The organism is Streptomyces sp. NPDC057099 (genome assembly GCF_042671245.1).
GTDB lineage: Bacteria > Actinomycetota > Actinomycetes > Streptomycetales > Streptomycetaceae > Streptomyces > Streptomyces purpurascens.
In genome coordinates this window covers 58,827-75,853 of sequence record NZ_JBHUTX010000009.1, presented here as the reverse complement: position 1 = coordinate 75,853, position 17,027 = coordinate 58,827, and the positions used below count along the sequence as shown (strand labels likewise).

15 protein-coding genes are annotated in these 17,027 nt (G+C 73.1%); 10 read left to right on the top strand and 5 right to left on the bottom strand.

The annotated features are described in order from the left end of the window. Nucleotides 1-329 precede the first annotated feature (329 nt). Entirely contained in the window at nucleotides 330-1,334 is a 1,005-nt protein-coding gene (locus ACFT4A_RS15140; protein WP_382829904.1) for an O-antigen ligase family protein, read from the top strand. A 39-nt stretch (nucleotides 1,335-1,373) separates the two neighbouring features. On the opposite strand, the gene ACFT4A_RS15135 is transcribed toward ACFT4A_RS15140, so the two are convergent. Then, nucleotides 1,374-1,925, bottom strand: coding sequence for a hypothetical protein (locus ACFT4A_RS15135; RefSeq protein WP_382829901.1), 552 nt, complete (start codon nucleotides 1,923-1,925; stop codon nucleotides 1,374-1,376). 115 nt (nucleotides 1,926-2,040) lie between these two features. Continuing rightward, nucleotides 2,041-2,826: a glutamate racemase gene (locus ACFT4A_RS15130; protein WP_382829898.1), complete on the bottom strand. Its 786-nt coding sequence runs from the start codon at nucleotides 2,824-2,826 to the stop codon at nucleotides 2,041-2,043. A 39-nt stretch (nucleotides 2,827-2,865) separates the two neighbouring features. On the opposite strand from ACFT4A_RS15130, the gene ACFT4A_RS15125 reads away from it, so the two are divergent. Then, entirely contained in the window at nucleotides 2,866-4,059 is a 1,194-nt protein-coding gene (locus tag ACFT4A_RS15125; RefSeq protein ID WP_382829896.1) for a glycosyltransferase, read from the top strand. A gap of 22 nt (nucleotides 4,060-4,081) precedes the next feature. On the opposite strand, the gene ACFT4A_RS15120 is transcribed toward ACFT4A_RS15125, so the two are convergent. Next, nucleotides 4,082-5,377, bottom strand: coding sequence for a TerD family protein (locus tag ACFT4A_RS15120; RefSeq protein WP_382829893.1), 1,296 nt, complete (start codon nucleotides 5,375-5,377; stop codon nucleotides 4,082-4,084). Nucleotides 5,378-5,673: 296 nt separating this feature from the next. Here ACFT4A_RS15120 and ACFT4A_RS15115 point away from each other — a divergent pair, with 296 nt between their 5' ends. The 4 genes from ACFT4A_RS15115 (at nucleotide 5,674) to ACFT4A_RS15100 (ending at nucleotide 10,421) form a co-directional block, all read left to right on the top strand. Then, on the top strand, nucleotides 5,674-6,105 hold the full coding sequence (locus ACFT4A_RS15115) for a DUF6643 family protein (RefSeq protein WP_382829890.1): 432 nt from the start codon (nucleotides 5,674-5,676) through the stop codon (nucleotides 6,103-6,105). Nucleotides 6,106-6,147: 42 nt separating this feature from the next. Then, nucleotides 6,148-7,041: an MOSC domain-containing protein gene (locus tag ACFT4A_RS15110; protein ID WP_382829888.1), complete on the top strand. Its 894-nt coding sequence runs from the start codon at nucleotides 6,148-6,150 to the stop codon at nucleotides 7,039-7,041. Nucleotides 7,042-7,148: 107 nt separating this feature from the next. Beyond that, nucleotides 7,149-7,754 carry a hypothetical protein gene (locus ACFT4A_RS15105; protein ID WP_382829885.1) on the top strand — a complete coding sequence of 202 codons (606 nt, stop codon included), beginning with the start codon at nucleotides 7,149-7,151 and terminating at the stop codon, nucleotides 7,752-7,754. Nucleotides 7,755-7,985: 231 nt separating this feature from the next. Beyond that, nucleotides 7,986-10,421: a right-handed parallel beta-helix repeat-containing protein gene (locus tag ACFT4A_RS15100; protein ID WP_382829883.1), complete on the top strand. Its 2,436-nt coding sequence runs from the start codon at nucleotides 7,986-7,988 to the stop codon at nucleotides 10,419-10,421. Here the strand turns inward: ACFT4A_RS15100 and ACFT4A_RS15095 are convergent. Next, complete coding sequence (locus tag ACFT4A_RS15095; RefSeq protein ID WP_382829880.1) at nucleotides 10,391-12,781, bottom strand: hypothetical protein; 2,391 nt, start codon at nucleotides 12,779-12,781, stop codon at nucleotides 10,391-10,393. The two genes, ACFT4A_RS15100 and ACFT4A_RS15095, sit on opposite strands and share 31 nt — an antisense overlap. A 291-nt stretch (nucleotides 12,782-13,072) precedes the next feature. Between ACFT4A_RS15095 and ACFT4A_RS15090 the strand changes: the two genes are divergently transcribed. After that, complete coding sequence (locus ACFT4A_RS15090) at nucleotides 13,073-13,903, top strand: DeoR/GlpR family DNA-binding transcription regulator (RefSeq protein WP_382829877.1); 831 nt, start codon at nucleotides 13,073-13,075, stop codon at nucleotides 13,901-13,903. Nucleotides 13,904-13,966: 63 nt separating this feature from the next. Further along, on the top strand, nucleotides 13,967-14,434 hold the full coding sequence (locus ACFT4A_RS15085) for an SRPBCC family protein (RefSeq protein WP_382829874.1): 468 nt from the start codon (nucleotides 13,967-13,969) through the stop codon (nucleotides 14,432-14,434). A gap of 16 nt (nucleotides 14,435-14,450) precedes the next feature. On the opposite strand, the gene ACFT4A_RS15080 is transcribed toward ACFT4A_RS15085, so the two are convergent. Next, nucleotides 14,451-15,575 (bottom strand): PLP-dependent cysteine synthase family protein, encoded by a 1,125-nt coding sequence (locus tag ACFT4A_RS15080; protein WP_382829871.1) that lies wholly within the window; start codon nucleotides 15,573-15,575, stop codon nucleotides 14,451-14,453. A gap of 394 nt (nucleotides 15,576-15,969) precedes the next feature. Between ACFT4A_RS15080 and ACFT4A_RS15075 the strand changes: the two genes are divergently transcribed. Beyond that, nucleotides 15,970-16,293, top strand: a complete 324-nt coding sequence (locus ACFT4A_RS15075) for a hypothetical protein (protein ID WP_189730591.1) — start codon at nucleotides 15,970-15,972, stop codon at nucleotides 16,291-16,293. 183 nt (nucleotides 16,294-16,476) lie between these two features. Continuing rightward, entirely contained in the window at nucleotides 16,477-17,013 is a 537-nt protein-coding gene (locus tag ACFT4A_RS15070; RefSeq protein WP_382829868.1) for an ATP-binding protein, read from the top strand. Nucleotides 17,014-17,027: the final 14 nt, after the last annotated feature.

The following is a 17,027-nucleotide window of genomic DNA, read 5'->3' as shown; positions in this document are numbered from 1 at the left end:
GTCTAAGGCGCATGACCTTGAGGCCGACAGCGCGGTCCGCGAGGCGGCGGCACCACGCCGTGCGGACGGCCACGCGCGGCGTCGCCCCGCGTCCGCAGCATCGTTCCTGCTCATTTCGTCACGACACATCCACAAACCGTCCACCAGCGGCTACGGTGTGCCGAAGCCTCAGTCGTGCGGCCCGTGGCGGCCCGTGCGGCCGGGGTCTTCACAGGTCGGGGGCGACGTGGTGCGGGGGGCGGGGCGGGGTGGGTTCACGTGGGCTGACGTCCGCGTCCGGGCTGGACGCGGACGGCGAGAGAAGAATCGTTTCCGATGCGGCGGGCGTCGTGGTGCTGGGAGCTTGCGCCGGCTGGTCCCTGATCACCGCCGCGGTGCACGAGGGCCGGCCCGAGGGTGTGCTCCTCGCGGTGCTGGCCGTGGCGGCCGGGTACGCCGCCGGGCGGATCGGCGGGGCGCTGCTGCCGGTCGGCGCGCCCTGCGCCGGGGCGCTGGCGGGTGTCGCGCTGACCGTGGCCGTTCCGCACCTTGCTCCGGGGCCGCAGATCACCGCTCCCCTGGGACACGCCGGGGCCACGGCGGCCGTACTGACGCTGTCCGCAGGGGCCGCGTGCTGTGCGGCCTGGGCCGCCGCCGCTCCGGCCGCCCGGATCGCCCTGCGCCTGCTGGCCGCCGGGACCGCGGTGCTGGCGGCCGTGCTCGGCTCGGCCACCGGCTGCGTCACCTGCCTCGCGGTGCTGTTGTGCTCGCTCGCCGCAGGACGCACCCGTCACCGCGGCGCCGGCCTCGCCGTACTGGCCGCGGTCGCCGCCCTGGTGACCTGCCTGGCCTGGGCGGTCGCCGCGCGGGCCGTACCGGGCGGGCTCGTGGCCGCCCTGGAAGGGCGGCTGACGCCGCACCGCGTACAGCTCTGGGAGGACGCGTGGCACCTGCTGCGCGAAAACGCCGCCCTGGGAGTCGGCCCGGGCCGCTTCGGGGAGCTGAGCACGACGTCCGCCCAGTCACTGCTGTCCGACGGCAAGCCCCACTCGGCGCCCCTGCAGCAGGCGGCCGAGCAGGGCATCGTCGGCGTGGCCCTGATGGCGGCGGCGTTCGGCTGGGTGCTGTACGCCCTGTGGCGCGGCCCGCGCCCGACGCCGGTGGTGCTCACCGCGGGCGCGACCCTGACGGCCCTCGCCGCCATCGCGGCGATCGGCAACGCGCTGAGCTTCACCGCGGTGTCGGTGGGTGCGGGCCTGCTGGCGGGCACGGCCACGGCACGCCCCTGGGCCGACGAACCGTCGACCCGCGCCCCGGACACCCAACCGCGCGCCGGACGCACCCCTGCCTGGTGACCGGCCGCCCCGGTGATCACGGCCGGCGATCCACGGCGCTCAGTGCGCGGGAGCGCCCGGCTTCGTGGGCCGCAGCCGGGCCTTGATCACCTGGACGGCCGCCTCCGCGTCGTCGACGGTGACCGTGAAGGTGTGGCCGTCCCACATCTCCAGCACGACGCCCTCACCCCGTCGTACGACCACCGCGGTGCCCTTCTCGGGCCGCCATCGGTAGCCCCAGCCGCCCCAGTGCCGGGGGGTGACATGCGGGATGTACGTGGCGCCTGCCACGTGGGAGAGCGGGATACGGCGGCGGGGCAGGCCGATGTGGCCGCAGCGCACCTCGAGGTGCTCGTCGTCGACCCTGAGGGCGACGTGCACGAAGGCGAGGGTTCCGAAGAGGACCAGCAGCCCGGCGGCGATGCACCCGACGACGGCCATGACGAGCGGGGCACCGGACGTCCACGCCGAGTCGACGGCCAGCTCGATGCCCAGCGCCATGCAGGCGGCGCCGACGAGCGCCAGCAGCCACTGGACCCGGTTGGTGGCACGGCCGGTCCAGACATCGGGGTGCGCGTGGGGGGCGTTCTCGCCGTGGGGGTGGTCCCTCATGCATATGAGGTTACTCAGCTTTCGCTCCGCCGGTACCCGGTGGCGGAGCGTGACTGCGCCGACCGGGCGGGCGGGCCCTCCGGCACGGGCGACGGCGGTCGGTGGCCGGTGCCGGTCAGCCGGCGGGCGTGACCGCCTGGAGTATCCGCCCTTCCTCGTACGCCAGGGCCGGCGCGGGCAGCGTGCCCTCGCGTCCGCTCAGCAGAACGGTCAGGGTGCCGTGGGGCGGGGCGCCCGGTGCGGGCTGCTCGCCGAGCCGACGCAGGGCCTGGGCGGCGACGGCGCCCGCGGAGCCGTGCAGCACGAGGGGCGGGCGGCCGGGGCGCTGGACGGCGGCCCGGATGCGCTCAGCGACCAGTTCGTAGTGGGTGCAGCCCAGGACGACGGTCGTCACCTCATCGGGGGTCAGCGCGGCGGCCGCGGCCACGGTGGCGTCGATCGCCGCCTCGTCCGCGTGCTCCACGGCCTCGGCCAGGCCCCAGCAGGGCACCTCGGCGACCGGTACTCCGCCGGCGAAGTCACGAATCAGGGCCCGCTGGTAGGGGCTGCCGGTGGTGGCCGGGGTGGCCCAGATGGCAATGGGCCCGCCGCCGGCCGCGGCGGGCTTGATCGCCGGGACGGTGCCCACGACCGGGAGCTCCGGTTCAAGGCGGGCGCGCAGGGCGGTGAGCGCGTGCACGGTCGCGGTGTTGCAGCCGACGATCAGGGCGTCGGGGCGGCGCGCGGCGGCGGCCTCGGCGACGGCCAGGGCCCGCGCGGTCAGGTCCTCCGGGGTCCGAGGTCCCCACGGCATCCCGTCGGGGTCGAGGGAGAGCACGAGATCGGCGTCGGGGCGCAGACGCCTCATCGCGGCGGTGGCCGCCAGCAGACCGATTCCGGAGTCCATGAGCGCGATCTTCACCCGATCACGATAGACGATGACCCTTCTCGGGCAGGCCCGGTGGGGCAGACTGCGCGCGTGAGCGCCGTTGTGTGGACTGCCGCTGGATCACTTCTCGCCTGGCTGTGGCTGCTGCTCTGTCAGGGCTTCTTCTGGCGCACGGATGTGCGACTGCCGCAGCGCCGGGACCCGGACGTGTGGCCGTCCGTGTGCGTCGTCGTCCCGGCCCGTGACGAGGCGGCGGTGCTGCCCGCCGCCCTGCCCTCCCTGCTCCGTCAGGACTACCCGGGGCGGGCGGAGGTCTTCTTCGTCGACGACGGCAGTTCCGACGGCACCGGTGATCTCGCGCGGGAACTGGCGCGGCGTCACGGCGGCCTGCCGCTGACCGTGGGCTCGCCGGGCGAGCCGCCGCCGGGCTGGGCCGGGAAGCTGTGGGCGGTGCGCCACGGCATCGACCTGGCACGCGCGCGTGATCCCGAGTATCTGCTCCTGACGGACGCCGATATCGCGCATGCGCCGGACAGTTTGCGGGAGCTGGTGGCGGCTGCCCGTGCCGGAGGGTTCGATGTGGTCTCGCAGATGGCCCGGCTGCGGGTGGAGAGCGTCTGGGAACGTCTTGTCGTGCCGGCCTTCGTCTACTTCTTCGCGCAGCTCTACCCCTTCCGCCGGATCGGCAGGGAGGGGACACGGACGGCCGCCGCGGCCGGTGGTTGCGTCCTGGTGCGGGCGGAGACCGCCGAGCGGGTGCGGATCCCGGACGCGTTCCGGCATGCCGTCATCGACGACGTGGCTCTCGCACGGGCCGTCAAGCGCGGTGGCGGGCGCGTCTGGCTGGGGCTGGCCGACCGGGTGGACAGCGTGCGGCCGTATCCGCTGCTGCACGACCTGTGGCGGATGGTGTCGCGCAGCGCGTACGCCCAGCTGCAGCACAACCCCCTGCTGCTGGCCGGGACGGTCGCGGGGCTGGCGCTGGTGTATCTGGTGCCGCCGGTGGCGGCCGTGGTGGGCCTGGCCGCGGGGAGCACGGCGGCGGCGATCACCGGCGGACTGGCGTGGCTCGTGATGGCGGGGACGTATGTCCCGATGCTCCGCTACTACCGGCAGCCGCTGTGGCTCGCTCCCCTGCTGCCGTTCACGGCATTCCTCTATCTCCTCATGACGGTCGATTCGGCGGTGCAGCACTACCGGGGACGCGGTGCGGCCTGGAAGGGCCGCACCTACGCCCGTCCGGAGGCCGTGCCCGACGAGGGCTGACGGCCGCCGGTGGGAAGGGCGGTCATTTCCTGCCGGGGGTCCAGTTCATGCCCCACCCGTAGGCGTGGTCGACCGTGCGCTGCGGGCTGACCCCGCGCTCGGGCACCAGGTAGCGCGCCTCCCGCTGGACGACCAGATCGCCGCCGGTGTTGGTGATCAGGGCGAGCGCGCACACGGGCGAGGGGACCGTGCACTCGTCGAGGGAGAAGTCGATCGGGGCGCCGTGCTGCGGCTGGAGCGTGACGGTGGCGCTCAGGTCGGCGAAGGAGCGGGCGCCTTCGTAGATGGTGACGAAGACGAGGATGCGCCGGAGGGCGTTCTTGTGGTCGAGATTGACGGTGAGGTTCTCACCGGCCGCCACGGCGCCGGTGCGGTCGTCGCCGTCGAGGTGGATGTACGGAGGCTGGTGCAGCGCTCCGAAGGCGTTGCCGAGGGCCTGTACGACGCCCTTGCTTCCGTCGGTGAGTTCGAACAGGGCGCAGAGGTCGAGGTCGAGGTCGGAGTGCATCGCGGCCGGGCGACCGAACTTGCTGCTCCACCCCGAGAACTGCTTGCGCACCTCCCAGTTGAGGTTCACGTGGAGGGCGCCGGAGGTGCCGCCCTGCTTGGTGAGCGAGACGGAGGGGGCTGCCTTGGTGAGCGTCACCTTGGTCAGGCGGACCGGTGCCGGTGCGGCCGGAGGCACTGCGGGCGGGGGCGGGGCCGCCGGTCGCGTCATCGGCGAGGGCGGGGGCGCCGGGGGTGCGGCGGGCGGTGGGGCGGCGGCCATGGGTGGTGCCGCGACCGGGGCCGTCTGCTGCGGTTCGTCCACCGTGATGCCGTACTCGGTGGCCAGCCCTTCGAGCCCGCTGCTGTAGCCCTGCCCGACGGCGCGGAACTTCCAGGCGCCCTGGCGGCGGTAGAACTCACCCAGCACGAAAGCGGTTTCAGTCGTCGCGCCCGGGTTGTCGAAGCGGGCCATCGGAGTGCTCCGGCCGGCATCCTGGACCTCGATGTACAGGTCCGGGACCTGTCCGAAGGTGCCGCCGTCGGCGGAGGCGGCGAGGACGACCGTCTCGATCGAGGACTCCACGCGCGTGAGGTCGACGAGGAGCGCGTCGGTCACCCGGCCGTCGGTGTTCCGCTTGCCCTCGTGACGGATGGCGCCGGAGGAGTGCGCGGGCTGGTTGTAAAAGACGAAGTCCGCGTCGGAACGCACCTTCCCGCTTACCAGCAGCAAAGCGGAGGCGTCCGCGTCAGGTACGCCCGGCCCGGTCCGCCAGCCCAATTCCACCCGCAGTGCCGCGGTCGGCACAGGAGTGTTTGAACCTTTCAGCATTTGCATGTCCGCCCCCATCGCGTATCACCGCGCCAGGCACATCCCGGCCGTCCGTCGAGTTCCGTTCGCACAACCTATTCCTCCTGGCCGCGAACTCCCATGCGCCGCCACCGGGAGACCCCTGGCCAACCCCTGGTAACCGGCCCGGAACTCGGCCTTTACAGGATCAGAACCCTGTTCGGTGCCCTTTTTTGGCGAGTTCGCTCGCATTGGGGATCCCAGGTCACTGGCGACGCGGAAAACAACCCTCTTATCGGTCTCCCCAACCAGCACATCGTTGGCTTAACTTATGTGGCATGACCTCCCCCCGCTCCACCTATGGCGGCGGCTACTACTCCGCCTCCTTCCCGGACACCCCGATCTACGACAGGCTCGTCGCCGAGCGGGGCACCCCGCAGATCGCCCCGATCCGGGTCCCCGCGCAATACGACATGCCCGGCAACAACCTGCCCGCTCTTCCGTCGGCGCTGCCCGCTCTGCCGGCAGCCCCCTCCCAGCCCGCCTACGGCTATCCGCAGGCGCAGCAGCCCGCCCCGCTCCAGCAGGCGCCCGCGGCGTACATCCCGCAGCAGGCCTCCGCACCGCGCGGCTATCCCGGCCCTCAGCCGCAGCAGCCGCGCCCGGCGGCGCCCGGCGGGGGCTACGAGGCGATGCGCCCCGCGGCTCCCCGGCCCGCACCGGCCCCCTATCAGGACCCGTACAACAACCAGCAGTACCGCGGGTACTGAGCGCTCCCGGGGGTTGTCGGTACCGGCTGGCACGATGACCCCATGGGGAACGCGCATCTGCACTCGATCCACGTCCATCCGGTCAAGGCGGTCCGGGGCCTGGCGCCCCGGAAGGCCGTCGTAGAGCCCTGGGGGCTGGCCGGAGACCGGCGCTGGGTGCTGATCGACGACGGGGGAAAGGTCGTCACGCAACGCCAGCAGCCGCGCCTCGTGTCCGCCGCCGCAGAGCTTCTGCCGGACGGCGGCGTCCGGCTGTCCGCGCCCGGCATGGAGCCGCTGACGGTGCCCGTTCCCCGGCCCCTCGGCACGGTGCCGGTGCAGATCTTCCGCGACAAGGTCGAGGCGGTCCCGGCCGAGGACGAGTCCGCGCACGCCTGGTGCAGCGCCTTCCTCGGCATCGGTGCCCGTCTCGTGTACATGCCCGACCCGGCCACGCGCCGCCCCGTCGACCCGGAGTACGCGCTGCCCGGCGAGACCGTCTCGTTCGCCGACGGCTTCCCGCTGCTGCTCACGACGACGGCCTCGCTCGACGCTCTCAACACCCTGATCGCGCAAGGCGACCACGCGGGCGAGGGCCCGCTGCCCATGAACCGTTTCCGGCCGAACGTGGTCGTGGCGGGCACGGCCGCCTGGGCCGAGGACGCGTGGTCGCGCATCGCCATCGGGGCGGTGTCCTTCCGGGTCGCGAAGCCCTGCGGCCGGTGCGTGGTGACCACCACCGACCAGGGCACGGGCGAGCGCGGCCGCGAGCCCCTGCACAGCCTCGGGCGGCACCGGCGGCTCGGCGGCAAGCTGGTCTTCGGACAGAATCTGGTGCCCCTGTCCCGGGGCACGATCCGGGTCGGGGACCCGGTCAGGATCCTCGAGCAGCACGGGCAGGAGGTCTCCGACCGGGGCGGGAACCCCGTCGCGGGCCCGGGCGTTGGCCTTGTGTGAGAAATTCATGAGAGACCCGTGAGAGGTGATGTGGCTCTCTCTTGGACGGGTCCGGGCGTGGAGGGCTCCGCGGTGGGTTATCCAGGAGCGGGAAGGGGGTGCGGTCGGTGCGAGCGATCAGCGGACTCTGGCGCTGGCGGCGCAATCCGCTGTGCCGCGCGACCGATCTGGCCGAGGCCTGGGTGGCGCTCACCGCCCTGCTGCTGATCCTCCTGCTCGCCCCGGTGGCCGGATCCCTCGTCGGAGGCGCCGCCCAGGACACGCTGCAGCAGTCCGTCCGGACACAGCACGAGGCACGGCATCTTGTGACGGCCACGGTGGTCCGCAAGCTGGACCGCTCCCCGCTCGACGCCGACCCGGAGACCTCGACGGGCAGGGACCTGCGCAACCGCGTCCTCGCCGACTGGACCGCCCCGGACGGCACCCCGCACCAGGGCCCGGTCCTCGCGGGCCTCAAGGACCCGCGGCAGGGCGACGAGTTCCGGATATGGACCGACCGGCACGGCCGGATGGTGGCCCGCCCGCTCGACTCCGCGACGGCGTCGACGCACGCGGTCCTCGGCGGCATAGGCGCGGCCCTGGCGGCAGGCGGCCTCGTCGAGGGCGGCAGGCGGCTGATCGTCTGGCGCATGGTCCGCCGCAGGTACGCCCGTTGGGACCAGGCATGGGACAAGGCGGGCCCGGACTGGGGCAGGACGGGCACCGGCAGCTGAGACGGCCTTCCGACTCTGGTCAACCCACCACCCGCGCGCACGCTACGGTGGTCCGGCCGAGACGATCGGCACAACCCGCGCGCGAGCGAGCAGGAGGGGCGCGCCGGTGTCGCTGCCGCGTGCGCGCGCAGGCCCGAGAGGCCGAGCACGGCCGCGACTCACGACACGGGCTGAAGCGCCCCGAGGGCGAACGAGCCATCAGTACGACCGAGGTGGGGGCACAGCTACACCATGGCACAGGGCACGGTCCAGGTGACGCACACCGGCACGTCGCGGTGGCGGCGCCGCACGGGTGAGTACGCATCGCTCGCCGCTGCCCTGGAGGCCGCGGCCGACGGAGACGTCCTCACCGTCGCCCCCGGCACCTACCGGGAGAACCTCGTCGTGCAGCGCGCGGTGACCCTGCGAGGACCCGAGGGCTCCCCCGGCTCGGTACGGATCGCGCCCGTGGACGGGGTGCCGCTGACCGTGCGCGCCTCGGCGGTGGTGCAGGACCTGCACGTGGAGGGCCAGGACTCGGCCGCCCCGGCCGTCCTGGTGGAGGAGGGCACGCCGGAGCTGCGGGACGTGCGGGTCGTCACGCGCTCGGCGGCGGGGATCGAGGTGCGCGGCAACGCCCGGCCCACGGTCCGGCGCTGCGCGGTCGACAATCCGGCGGGCGTCGGCATCGCCGTACTCGACGGCGCGGGCGGGTTGTTCGAGGAGTGCGAGGTCGTCGCGGCCGGCCAGGCGGGCGTGGCGGTGCGCGGCGGCGCCCACCCCCGTCTGGAGCGCTGCCGGGTGCACCACACCTCGGGCTCTGGGCTGTCGGCGACCGGGGAGAACTCGGCGCTGGAGGCGGTGGGCTGCGAGATCTACGAGGTCCGTGGCAGCGGGGTGCAGATCACCGGCCGGGCCACCGCGCACCTCACGGACTGCGATGTGCACCGGACGACGGCCGACGGTGTCACGCTGGACACCGACGCCGTGTTGACGCTGGCCGACTGCCGAATCCACGACATCCCGGAGAACGCGGTCGACCTGCGCTCGCGTTCGGTCCTCACGCTGACGCGCACCACGGTGCGGCAGTTCGGGCGCAACGGCCTGTCGGTGTGGGACCCGGGCACGCGAGTGGACGCCAACCAGTGCGAGATCTTCGACAGCACGGGCGACTACCCGGCGGTGTGGGTGAGCGACGGAGCCACGGCGGTGCTCGACTCGTGCCGGGTGCACGACGTGCCGGACGCGCTGTTCGTCCTCGACCGCGGTTCGCGCGCGGACGTCGTCGACAGCGACCTGTCGCAGGTGCGCAACACGGCCGTGTCGGTGAGCGACGGCGCGACCGCCCAGCTCGACGACTGCCGGATCCGGGACACGGCGACGGGCGCCTGGTTCCGCGACCACGGCAGCGGCGGCACCCTCAACAACTGCACGCTGGACGGCACCCAGACCGGCGTCATCGTCACCAAGGGCGCCGACCCCACCGTGGAGCGCTGCACCATCGACTCCCCCGCTGAGGCCGGGGTCTATGTCTCGGCAGGTGGCCGCGGCAGCTTCCAGAACTGCCGGGTGACGGGCAGCGGCGGCTACGGCTTCCATGTGATCGACGGCAGCCGTACGACGCTCAGGAAGTGCCGCACGGAGCGGTGCACGCGCGGCGGCTACGAGTTCGCGGACAGCGGCGCGGACGCGGCATCCGGAACGGGCCCGGTGGTGGAGGACTGCACCAGCGACGAGAGCGCGGGGCTCCGGGCGCCCGCGGCGCGGGAGACGGCCGTGCAGACGGTGAGCCACTCCCCCGGTCTGCTCGGCGCCCTCCCGGGACAGCGCACCGAACCGGAGCCCCCGGCCCCGGCCGTGGAGCCCGAGGAGCCGTCCCGCACCTCCAAGGCGGTCCTCGGTGAACTGGACGCGCTGGTGGGCCTGGAGAGCGTCAAGCGCGAGGTGCGGGCCCTCACCGACATGATCGAGGTCGGCAGACGCCGGCAGCAGGCCGGCCTGAAGGCGGCGTCGGTCAAGCGGCACCTGGTCTTCACCGGCTCCCCCGGCACCGGCAAGACGACGGTCGCGCGGCTGTACGGCGAGATCCTCGCCTCCCTCGGTGTGCTGGAGAAGGGCCACCTGGTCGAGGTGTCCCGGGTGGACCTGGTGGGCGAGCACATCGGCTCGACCGCGATCCGCACCCAGGAGGCCTTCGAGAAGGCGCGCGGCGGTGTGCTGTTCATCGACGAGGCGTACGCGCTGTCCCCCGAGGACGCGGGCCGCGACTTCGGCAAGGAGGCCATCGACACGCTGGTGAAGCTGATGGAGGACCACCGGGACGCGGTCGTGGTGATCGTGGCGGGTTACACGGCCGAGATGGAGCGCTTCCTGTCGGTCAACCCGGGTGTGGCGTCCCGTTTCTCGCGGACCATCACCTTCAGCGACTACGGCCCCGAGGACCTGCTGCGGATCGTGGATCAGCAGGCCGAGGAGCACGAGTACCGGCTGGCGCAGGGCGCGGCCGAGGCCCTGGGGAAGTACTTCACGGAGCTCCCCAAGGGCCCGGCGTTCGGCAACGGCCGTACCGCGCGGCAGACGTTCGAGGCGATGGTGGAGCGGCACGCGAGCCGCGTCGCCCAGGTCGCGGAGCCGAGCAAGGACGACCTGACGCTGCTCTACGCCGAGGACCTGCCCGAGCTGCTCTGAGGATCCTCCTCCGGACCCGGGCAGGGCGGCCCGTCTGGCTGCCGAGGGGTCGGCAGGCCCGGCCGCAGCCGGGCCAGCAGCTTGCGGCGTTCCTCGGCGAACGCCGGGTCGGCCTGGTAGCCGGAGTGGCCGAGGATCGGTGCGGGCAGCGGCAGCGGGTCCGTGCGGCCGTAGGCGAGTGGGTCCTTCAGGGGGCCGTGGTCGACTTGGTGGCCGCGGTCGCCGGGCAGGCGCATCGGGCCGCCTATGGGGTCGGTGAGCCGGTAGAGGTTGCGCCAGCAGTCGACCTCCCGGTGCAGTGAGCCGAGCGCGGCGGGGCCGAAGTGGGCGGGGAACCAGCGGCCGTAGAGGCGTTCCAGCGGGGAGCCGTAGGTCAGCAGCGCGACTCGTTTGCGGGCGGAGGGGGCGAGTTGCCAGGCCGCGGCGGCGGCGAGCACGCTGCCCTGCGAGTGCCCGGAGATGACCAGCCGTCCGCCGGTGGTCCGGGTCCAGGTCGCCATCCGCCAGGTCAGGTCGGGCACGGCGCGTTCGGCGTAGCAGGGCGGGGCGAAGGGGTGGGCGGCGCGCGGCCAGAAGGTGCCGACGTCCCAGAGGATGCCTATGGTGCGGCGGGCCGCCGCGTCCTTGTAGGCGCGCCGGCCCCAGGTGACGAACAGTATGAAGCCGAGGCCGATCAGCCAGGAGCCGAGGGCCTGGGCGGTCTCGGCGGCGCCGTGGACGACGGGGTAGGAGCCCTGCGCGGCCTCCCCGGGTGTCTCGTCGGTGCTCAGGGCGCCCACCAGTGCCCCGGCGCCGAGGAGCAGGGTGACGCCGGAGGTGACGGCGACGATGCGGGGTCCCCGGTCGGTGAGCGCCGCCATCGCGCGGGTGTAGGCGATACGGCGGGTCCGGGCGCGGTCCTGGGCCTCGTCCGGGTAGTCGCGTGCCACGGCCTCGCGCTCGGCGCGGGCGAGCTGCCAGGCGCGCCGGCCCAGCCAGCCGAAGAGCACCAGGAGCACCACGATCAGGGGCGGGATGACGGACGCCTGCCAGGTCAGCAGGACCGGTGGGCCGTCGATCGACGCGCCGGTGCCGTCCAGCCAGTCGGACACGCGCTGGGCCACGCCGCCGGACATCACCCCGCCCAGGGCGCAGGCCAGCATCGCGACGGCCGGTCCGCCGAGACCGCGCAGCACGGCCCGCCGGTCGGGGTCGGTGCGGTGCAGGGTGTGGGCGACGACGGCGAGGACGATCACGAGCAGCCCCTGCACCAGGGCGATACCCCCGAAGGTCATGTCGCCCGGCAGCCGCCCGGCCGACTCCCAGCCGGGGCGTTCCCACCCGGCGTACAGCAGGGCGAGGCCGAGCAGGACGAGCGCGGCGAGCGGCAGGCGTCGTACGAAGCGTTCGTCGAGCTCCCGGTCGAGGCGCCTCTCGCTGCGGCCCCGGCGGCACACGACCCACACCACGGCGACCGCACAGGCCGCGAGGGCCGCCTCCAGGAGCAGGCCCAGGAGGTTCAGTACGGCGGGGCCGCCGGGCTCACGGTCGCGGCGGGCGGCGGCACTGGCGACCGCGGCCGCGACGGTGATCAGTCCGGCGGCGGTGTGTGCGGCGCGCAGCCGGGCCACCAGCCGGCGTCCGTACCAGAACCCGGGCCGGCCCAGCGCGGTCGGGCTGCCGTCCTCGTCGGGCTCGGGGGCGCGGTCGATCGGCTGCTGGGACTCGTAGTCGCTCCAGGTGCGCTTGGACAGGTACCACAGCAGGGCGGTCAGGGTGGTGGGGACGAAGGCGGCGAGGGCGAGCCTGCGGCCGGGGCTGCTCCACCAGCCGCCGTCCGAGACGGTGGGCGAGAGGAAGCCCAGCCAGGAGTGGTGGTCGGCGCACGCGAGGGTGCCCGCGCACTGCCAGGCCGCCAGGTCGAGGGCGACCTCGCAGGCCGCCGCGACGAGCAGCACCGTCAGGGTGAGCCCGGCCAGCCGTACCAGGAGGCCGTAGAGGCGCACCGTGCGTCTTCGGCCGCTGGCGGTGGGGCGCATCCAGTGGGCGAGGTTGACGACCATGAACGGCAGCAGCAACAGCCACAGGGCGCGGGTGCCGTTGCCGGAGGTGAGGTTGCACCAGACGTAGGCCTCGGGCACCGGGCCGTCGCGGCGGTGGGCGTCTGGGCTGGTCTCCGCGTCGACGTCGTCGGCGCGGCGGAAGACCGCCGCGATGTTGTCGCCGGTGATCCGCACCGTCCGAGGATCGTTGAGCATGTCCTGCGGCGTGGTGCCTCCCACGCCGTGGACCAAAAGTTCCAGAGCGGTCCCGGTCTCGCCGGGCCGCCGGGCGGGCTGGTCAGGCCCGCCGGTCGAGAGCTGTTCCTGCGCATGTTCCACTGATTCGCACTTCCCCCGTGACACGCCGTCGGCTCCGTCCGCGCGGGCACAAGGATCTCCACTTTCGCGGCGCCGTACACCTCCTGTCACGGAATCTCCCCGATCCGTGATGCGGGGAAGCGACAGATGAGCGGCGAGTGACATGTGCGCGACGAGCGGTCGGTGGCGCCGGCGACTCCGCGACATGCGAGGATGAGACGTCCGCGCACCGGAGCCCGGGGAGAATGTCCTAGTGGGGGCGGGTGTGCTGGGCGAGTCGGACGGCATAGAGGCGAAAGGACCGGAGCGTACGTGAGCGAGAATCAGAACCTCCTCGCGGAGCAGCGGCGATCCCTGATCCTCGACGAGGTCCGCCGCCGGGGCGGTGTCCGGGTCAATGAGCTGACCCGCAAGCTCGGCGTGTCGGACATGACGGTCCGCCGCGATCTCGACGCGCTGGCCCGCCAGGGCGTGCTGGAGAAGGTGCACGGCGGCGCGGTCCCGGTGGTAGAGGCGAGTACGCACGAACCCGGCTTCGAGGCCAAGTCCGGCCTGGAGCTGACCGCCAAGGAGGACATCGCGCGGGCCGCGGCCAAGCTGGTCGCGCCGGGCGCGGCGATCGCCCTGTCGGGCGGGACAACGACCTTCGCGCTCGCTCACCAGTTGCAGGACGTGCCGGATCTGACGGTGGTCACCAACTCGGTGCGGGTGGCGGACGTCTTCCACGCGGCGCAGCGCACCTCGGGCCCCCGGCAGGGCGCGGCCACGGTCGTGCTGACCGGCGGGGTGCGCACTCCCTCCGACTCACTGGTGGGGCCGGTGGCCGACCAGGCGATCGCGGCGCTCCACTTCGACCTGCTGTTCCTCGGTGTGCACGGCATATCGGTCGAGGCCGGCCTGTCGACGCCGAACCTCGCGGAGGCCGAGACGAACCGGCGGCTCGTGCAGTCGGCCCGGCGGGTCGTGGTGGTCGCCGACCACACCAAGTGGGGCAAGGTGGGCCTGAGTTCGTTCGCCTCGCTGGAGCGGATCGACACGCTCGTGACGGACGCCGGTCTGCCGGACGAGGCACGCGGGGTGGTCGCGGAGCATCTGCGGCGGCTGGTGGTGGCCGGGGAGCCCGAGGACGGGGCAGACAGCTGACGGGCCGCCAGCTAGGGTGACGCTTCCGGTCATCGCCCGTTCCGTTCGAGGAGGGCTTCGTCCATGGCTCACCGTCTGCGCCCGGTCGGGCTCGACTTCGCCGGGATCGCGCCCGTGCGGCATGTCTCCGCGCTGGTGATCTCGGCTCCGGTGGAGGCGGTGTACCGCGCGCTGGCGGACGTGCCCGGCTGGGTCGACTGGTTTCCGCAGGTGACGGCCGCCCGCGCGGTCGACGGGGGCGCCGGCCGCGACATCACGCTCAGCGGGGGCGTCCGGTTCCGCGAGTCGGTCATCGCGGCGGAGGAACCCGAGGTGTACGCCTACCGCGTCGACGTCACCAATGTGCCCGGGGTGCGCGCGATCGTCGAGGAGTGGCGGCTCGCGCCGGCCGGCGACGGCACCCGGGTGCGGTGGACCTTCGCCACCGACGGGACGGCGGCGTACCGGCTCGCCATGAAGCCGATACGGATCGCCCAGGCGCGCGCCTTCCGGGACGCCGCCTCGGCGCTGGAGCGGAGGCTGGCGGCCTGACGCCGCGGGCCCGGTCTCAGCCGGGCCAGACGCCCGTCTCCAGCACCGAGTCGATCGCCGCGGTGTACGGCGCGATGTCCAGCCCCTGGGCGGCCAGCCAGGAGTCCGAGTAGTACTTGTCGAGATACCGGTCCCCCGGGTCGCACAGCAGGGTCACGACACTGCCCTGCCGGCCCTCGGCCACCATCTCGGCGGCGATCTTCAGCGCGCTCCACAGACCCGTGCCCGTCGAGCCGCCCGCCTTGCGGCCGATGGCCCGCTCCAGTGCCCGTACGGCGGCGACACTGGCCGCGTCGGGCACCTTCATCATCCGGTCGATCGCGCCCGGCACGAAGCTCGGTTCCATACGGGGCCTGCCGATGCCCTCGATCCGGGAGCCGCAGTCGTACGTGACGTCCGGGTCGCCGGTGGTCCAGCCGTCGAAGAAGCACGAGTTCTCCGGATCGGCCACGCAGACGCGGGTGTCGTACTGCATGTAGTGGATGTAGCGCGCGAGGGTCGCGGAGGTGCCGCCCGTGCCCGCCGTGGCGACGATCCACGCCGGCTCGGGATACCGCTCCAGACGCAGCTGGCGGAAGGTGGATTCGGCGATGTTGTTGTTCCCGCGCCAGTCCGTGGCCCGCTCGGCGTAGGTGAACTGGTCCATGTAGTGGCCGCCGGTCTCCGCCGCGAGACGGGCGGACTCCTCGTACATCGTGCGAGGGTCGTCCACGAAGTGGCACCGTCCGGAGTGGAACTCGATGAGGCGGATCTTCTCGGTGCTCGTCGTGCGCGGCATGACGGCGATGAAGGGAACGCCGATGAGCTTCGCGAAGTACGCCTCGGAGACGGCCGTCGAACCGCTGGAGGCCTCGATCACGGGCCTGCCCGGTCGGATCCAGCCATTGCACAGGCCGTAGAGGAAGAGGGAGCGGGCGAGCCGGTGCTTGAGGCTGCCGGTGGGGTGGGTCGACTCGTCCTTCAGGTACAGGTCGATGCCCCATCGCTCCGGCAGGGGGAACTGGAGCAGGTGGGTGTCGGCCGAGCGGTTGGCGTCGGCCTGGACCCTGCGGACGGCTTCTTTCAGCCACGCGCGGTAGCCGGCGTCGCTGTGGTCGACGTCGAGGGTCACGCCGGTCCGGGTCTGCTGGGGAGTGCTCACGGGGTGCTCCTAACGCTGCGCGCCGACGGCACGTCGCGCGGCCGACACCTCGATGATAAGCAGCTTCCGCACGCTTCTCACCTGCATAAACGCATCTTTGAGCCCCCCAAAGCGCCCCCTGGGGCAGAGGCCGGGGCAAGGGGGCGCGCGGTCCCGGGGGCGCATTCGCGTGTGTGCTGCGGGCGCCCCCCGGCGAGGGGGTCGCACGTACTGGTGCTCGACGCCGGGTGCGGGCAGACTTCACCGCGGGACCAAGGCCCCGCACGGGGTACCGGCAGGGTACGACGCACCGCCGGAGCAGGCTTCCGAGGCACACTGGATCAGTACACGGGCCCGTACCGGGCGCCGCGGGGAGCGCGGGCCGGTACACCGAGCGCACAAGGGGGCGGGTGGCATGGCGGAGCCGGAGTTCAAGGCCACGGGCGTGCGGATCGGGAAGCGGCTGCGTTCGCTCACCCGGGCCGGACAGGTCCGGATCAGCGACGGCCGGCTCGAGCTGCTGACCAGCTACGGCAGTGAGATCGACAGCGCGCCGGTACAGGCGGTGCGCGCCTCCAGGCCCTGGTTCGGCCCCGACGGCCGGGCCACGGCGGATCTCAACGGCAATCGGTACCTGCTCACCCTGGGCGATCACGACCCCGCCCCGGGCGAGCCGGGGCCGCCCGCGGCACGGCGATTCATCGAGGCCGTGCGCCGAGCGGCGGGGCGTGGCGACTGAGATGTCCGCGAGTTGCGGTACCTCACCCCCTGCGTCACTCTGGTCTCACGTCACTCTGGGTTTACCGGCGATAACGCTGCGAACCAGCCCGCCGGCCACGACAGCGGGCGGCGGTGTCATGAAGGCGCCCTGCTGGATCCGAACTCCGTGTTCTTCCGGACCTCACGTCGGGGAGTCGCAGCCGTGATCAGCTACCCAAACAGACACTGCACGGTGGAGCTTCAAGCTCTGCCGTCGCGGATCGGCCAGGTCCGCAGAATCGTATCTGCACAGTTGCGCTACTGGCATCTGGACGCCCTGATCGACCGTGCCTCGCTCGGTGTGACGGAGCTGTTGTCCAACGTCCACCGGCATGCCCAGCCCGACAAGACCTGCACCGTGGAGATAGAGCTGCTCCTCGACCGGCTCACGGTCTCGGTGCACGACCACGACCCGCGGATGCCCGTGGTGGAGGATCCTCGGGACATCGCGCCGCTGGCGACCTGCGGGCGCGGGCTGGCGATGGTGGCCGCCATGAGCGAGAGCTGGGGCGTCCGGCCGGACGGCGAATCCGGCAAGGTCGTGTGGTTCACCCTGCCGACCTCCGTGGTGACGGCGCCGTCGCGACGGGCGCGCCGCGCGGTCCTGGACAAGCCCGCGCGCAGGTTCGCGGAGGTCGGGCCCTCCACCGACGGGCTGCGGCCCGACCATGCTCCCGCCCGGTCCGCCGTTGCCGGTTGACCGGGCGGTGACCA